At 63.7% G+C, this 4,946-nt stretch carries 4 protein-coding genes; 3 read left to right on the top strand and 1 reads right to left on the bottom strand.

The window, feature by feature from the left end:
- Window positions 1-1,057 (bottom strand): NAD(P)H-hydrate epimerase (locus ACFDS3_RS15540; protein ID WP_375263270.1); only part of this gene is annotated, 1,057 nt, incomplete at its 3' end.
- Between the two features lie 165 nt (window positions 1,058-1,222).
- Between ACFDS3_RS15540 and ACFDS3_RS15545 the strand changes: the two genes are divergently transcribed.
- The 3 genes from ACFDS3_RS15545 (at window position 1,223) to ACFDS3_RS15555 (ending at window position 3,667) form a co-directional block, all read left to right on the top strand.
- Window positions 1,223-1,561 (top strand): P-II family nitrogen regulator, encoded by a 339-nt coding sequence (locus ACFDS3_RS15545; RefSeq protein ID WP_085852412.1) that lies wholly within the window; start codon window positions 1,223-1,225, stop codon window positions 1,559-1,561.
- A gap of 34 nt (window positions 1,562-1,595) precedes the next feature.
- Complete coding sequence (glnA, locus tag ACFDS3_RS15550) at window positions 1,596-3,002, top strand: type I glutamate--ammonia ligase (RefSeq protein ID WP_375263271.1); 1,407 nt, start codon at window positions 1,596-1,598, stop codon at window positions 3,000-3,002.
- A gap of 218 nt (window positions 3,003-3,220) precedes the next feature.
- Entirely contained in the window at window positions 3,221-3,667 is a 447-nt protein-coding gene (locus tag ACFDS3_RS15555) for a hypothetical protein (RefSeq protein WP_375263272.1), read from the top strand.
- Window positions 3,668-4,946 lie beyond the last annotated feature (1,279 nt).

Consider the following 4,946-nt stretch of genomic DNA (forward strand, 5'->3'; position numbering starts at 1 on the left):
CGAAGCTGGTCATCGCATCGGCATCCAGCACCACCGGCCGCTCGACCTCGAGCGCGGCGTGGACAAGGGCACGCGTCCCGCTGCCATGACCAAGCCCCGGCCCAAGGCAGAGCGCGTTCAGACGATCGTCTTTCAGAATCTCCGACAGATCTCTTACATCGTTCATACGCGTGAGCATCACCGCGTCGAGCTGCGCGGCGTTCTCCTGCAGCGCGGCTTCGGGCACCGCGAGCGTCACCAGCCCCGCCCCGATCCTTAGCGCCCCGCGCGCCGCCATGCGCGCAGCGCCCCCTTTGGCGACACCACCCCCAAGCACCAGTGCATGGCCATAGCCATACTTGTGCCCGCCCCGCTTTATCAGGCGCCCGGCCGGCGGCGCTTCCACGAGCGCAAGGCCCGCACCGTCGTGCGTCAGCCCGATATCGACGACCGCGAGCGCCCCGCATGTCTCGGGTCCGCTGCCAAGGTAGTGGCCGCGCTTGGCGGAATGGAACGCCACGGTCAGGTTCGTGCGCGTCGGCGTCGTGCCCTCGCCCAGCCAACGGCCGCTGTCCGCGCACCAGCCCGACGGCATGTCGAGCGCCAGGACCCGCACGGTATCCCCGTCCGCCATGGCGGATAGCGCGGAGGTGATACTCTCGGCCTCGAACGGGCGCGACAGGCCGGTGCCGAAGATGGCGTCCACCACAAGGTCCGGCTGGTCCCCCAGCGCATCGTGCGTCAGTTCCTCGACCGCACCGATTCCGGCCCAGAGGTCGTGGTTGGCGCGCGCGTCCGGCGGAAGGCTTGCGGGATCGCCCATCAGCAGCACCCGCACGTCCCAGCCGCGCCCGGCCAGCAGACGCGCGACGACGAAGCCGTCGCCGCCGTTGTTGCCCGGCCCGCACAAGACGATCGCCCGATGCGACCCCGAAGCAAAATCGGGCCAGCGCGACATCAGCGCGCTCACTGCCCCGTACCCGGCACGCTCCATCAAAACGCGACCCGTTACGCTGCCTGAATCGATGGCAGCTCGTTCGATTTCGCGCATCTCTTCGGCACTCAGCAGACGCGGCATGGCATTCCTTTCTCAAAACGTCGCGCGGACAATCACATTGCACAAAAATCGGGCAACCCCTACGAAGGCGACGGCGCCGACCGCGCCCCGGTCGGGTCCCCGATTGAGAGACGACGCGGGAAGTGGTCTGACCCCATTGAACCGGAGACCGGAGGAATCGGCCAGATGAAGAAAATCGAGGCGATCATCAAACCCTTCAAACTCGACGAGGTGAAGGAAGCGCTTCAGGATGTGGGCATCCAAGGCCTCTCGGTCCTCGAGGTAAAGGGCTTTGGCCGCCAGAAAGGTCATACCGAGCTTTATCGTGGTGCCGAATACGTGGTCGACTTCCTGCCCAAGGTGAAGATCGAGGTCGTGCTCGACGACAACCAGGTCGACGCCGCGATCGAGGCCATCGTCTCCGCCGCGAAGACAGACAAGATCGGCGACGGGAAGATCTTCGTCTCCCCTGTCGAACAGGCCATCCGCATCCGTACCGGCGAGACCGGCTCGGACGCGCTGTAAGCCTTCCTGCGAAATACCCAACCAAGAGGGACCCATGAACAAGGACGACATGCTGAAGACCATCAAGGATGAAGACGTCGAGTACGTCGACATCCGCTTCACCGACCCGCGCGGCACGCTGCAGCACGTGACGGTGATGGCCGACCAGGTCGACGAGGATTTCCTGGACGAAGGCTTCATGTTCGACGGCTCTTCGATCGCCGGCTGGAAGACCATCGACCAGTCCGACATGAAGCTGATGCCCGATCCGGCCTCGGCCTACATGGACCCGTTCTACGCCGAGAAGACGCTGGCCGTCCACTGCACCGTGTACGAGCCCGACACGATGGAGCGCTACGACCGCGACCCGCGCGGCACCGCCCGCAACGCGGAGGAATACCTCAAGGCGTCGGGCATCGGCGACACCGCCTTCATGGGCCCCGAGGCCGAGTTCTTCCTGTTCGACGACGTTCGCTTCTCGGTGTCGATGAACAAGGTGTCCTACCAGGTCGACGCCGCTGACGGCGCCTGGAACAGCGACACCGAGTTCGAAAGCGGCAACATGGGCCATCGCCCCGGCATCAAGGGCGGCTACTTCCCCGTGAACCCGGTGGACGATGCGCAGGACCTTCGGTCCGAGATGCTGTCGACCATGAAGCGCATGGGCATGAAGGTGGACAAGCACCACCACGAGGTCGCGTCCTGCCAGCACGAGCTGGGCCTGATCTTCGGGACCCTGACCGACCAGGCCGATCAGATCCAGAAGTACAAGTACGTCATCAAGAACGTCGCGCATGCCTACGGCAAGTCGGCGACCTTCATGCCCAAGCCCATTTCGGGCGACAACGGCACCGGCATGCACGTCAACATGTCGATCTGGAAGGACGGCAAGCCGCTCTTCGCGGGCGACAAGTATGCCGATCTGTCGGACGAGGCGCTGTGGTATATCGGCGGCATCCTCAAGCACGCCAAGGCGCTGAACGCGTTCACCAACCCGACGACGAACTCGTACAAGCGCCTGATCCCCGGCTTCGAGGCCCCCGTGCTGCGCGCCTACTCGGCCCGCAACCGTTCGGGCTGCGTCCGGATCCCGTGGGCCGAATCGCCCAAGGCCAAGCGCGTCGAGGCTCGCTTCCCCGACCCGGCCGCGAACCCCTACCTGTGCTTCTCGGCACTGCTCATGGCGGGCATCGACGGGATCAAGAACAAGATCCATCCGGGCGAAGCCATGGATAAGGACCTCTACGACCTGCCGGCAGAAGAGCTGCAGGGCATCCCGACGGTCTGCCACTCCCTGCGCGAGGCGCTGACCGAGCTCGAGGCCGACATGGACTTCCTGACGGCGGGCGACGTGTTCACAAAGGACCAGATCCAAGCCTATATGGATCTGAAGTGGGACGAGATCTACGCCTACGAGCACACGCCGCACCCGATGGAGTTCAAGCTGTACTACAGCTGCTGAACCGTCGACCAAGAGAAGGCTGGGGGGCGTCCGCAAGGGCGCCCCTTTGTCGTTCTGGTGACCTAGCGAAATGTTGAAATCCGCGGTGCTCCCCCGCGCTGTAGCAGGAACGAACTGTAAACTCATCTCTGAAAGGCTCATCTGTGACGCCGGGGCGGCAGCAAGAAGCCGCGAGATGCGGCTGAACTTGTCGGAACACAGGACATAAGAGGCGCAAGATGATCGAACTCCCGCACAAAATCTCCGCCACGATCGCTTTCGCACGGACCGAGACAACCGCGTTCTATCAGCTTCCGGCCATCATAGGCCGTGTTCTGACCCAAACCGGCGCCACGATCACGGCACTGGATCTCGGGCTGCGCGGGGACAGCATCCGTTATGTTACCGATCATGGAGAGGTCGCGCTTTATGGCCGTCTAGGAAGTGATTGGTCACGTCAGGCGGGGGTGAGCTGCGATGCGCTGATCTACGGGACGCGCGATAGCGGCCGGCAGCTCTGCTTTCAGATCGTACGCCGCATGATCGGGCGTCTGTCTGTATCGTCCGTGTTCTGGCAGCCGACCCGGCAGCGGATGACGCCCGAAAGCTTCACTTGGGACAGCCTTACGGAGGCGGCGCAACGCTGGAGCCCCTCACCGATAAACGTCATCAACGGTCACCGCTGATAGATCAACCGCGCTCGCGCCCTTGAGCACAACGTGAGCAAAACGAGGAGCTGGGAGTTCAGTGTCCGGCTCCGGTGTTTGCGCGGCGCATCGCCGGGTGCTGATCACCTGGGGCTGGTGACGCGTTGACGAGACTGCACCGAGATTCCAGTTCCACAACCTGCACAATGGCAAGGACACTGCGGTCAAGCTCAGCATGCGAGTGAGCATTCCAAGACTGCCAACCGTATCCAAAAAGCCCCGCACTCCGCGGCACGGCTCGCGCCGGCCCAATGATAGTCAATGCCCCTCTGGCGACGCCAGGCGCTGCCGGTCGAGTTCGTCCGGCCCTCAGCCAGCTCGAGCCTACCATTTCGGTGGCCAAGCAGATACAAGCAGCACACACAGCTGGTCGCTTGCCCTCGACAGGACAGTGCAGACGAGGCGTCCGCCGGCATCGGGCATTTAGTAGATCCCCCCGTGCGAAAGAACCCGATAGAAGTAGATCGAAATCCTGACGACGATCCACGCGTTTGGCGCGCTCCAAAGGAACAGGAGCGGGGATCATCCAGATAGTCTGTCGAGACGAGCAGGCGCTCCTCGTTTCCGAGGATGCAGCTGAGTTCCCCTCCGTCGCGGCACGAGACAACGCGTTGACCTGTTTGACGCTGGTCTTGCGCTCGATCTCGATCACGCAGTCGGTCAGCGAGCTGTTCAGCAGCGCGACCCGCAGGATCCAATCGCTCAGGCGCCGGTCAGCTCGCGGTAAATCAGCGTGATCTAGGTGACGGAGCGCGTCGTTGTTGGGGTCAGGTTTTTCAGGCCGATCGCGCGGCGCACCTCCTTGCCGGGCCGGTCTGCGTGTCGGTTACGCCGTTGATCGTGATGATCGAGCCGTGGCGGACGCCCAGCAGCTCGTGGATCGACCTTCCCACCGGCGCAACGCATTTCGTCGCGCATGACGCGCCCGTGACGGTCCGGAGCCCCTTGGATCGTGCGTGTCGTGGTTCACGCCGTAGACGATGCTCGCGGCCCCACCGCCTCTGACCGGCGCTGAGGCGGCGACCTTCTTCACCCCGACCGCAGTATGGTCGGCGAGCGCCGGTCCGTGTGCAAGACATCCGTGCAGTCGGTGACCACGTCCACCCGTTGAGCGGCAGCTTCACTGGCTCCGCTCGGAATGGACCGGCAGGCGGGAACCGTCGATGGTAATGCCCCGATCATCTGATCCGAATTTGGCATTCCAGCGCCGAGGACATTTTCGAACTCCTGCAAATGCGCTTGCCTCGCCGGATTTCCA

It is taken from the genome of Palleronia sp. (assembly GCF_042089775.1).
In the GTDB taxonomy this organism is placed as follows: domain Bacteria; phylum Pseudomonadota; class Alphaproteobacteria; order Rhodobacterales; family Rhodobacteraceae; genus Palleronia.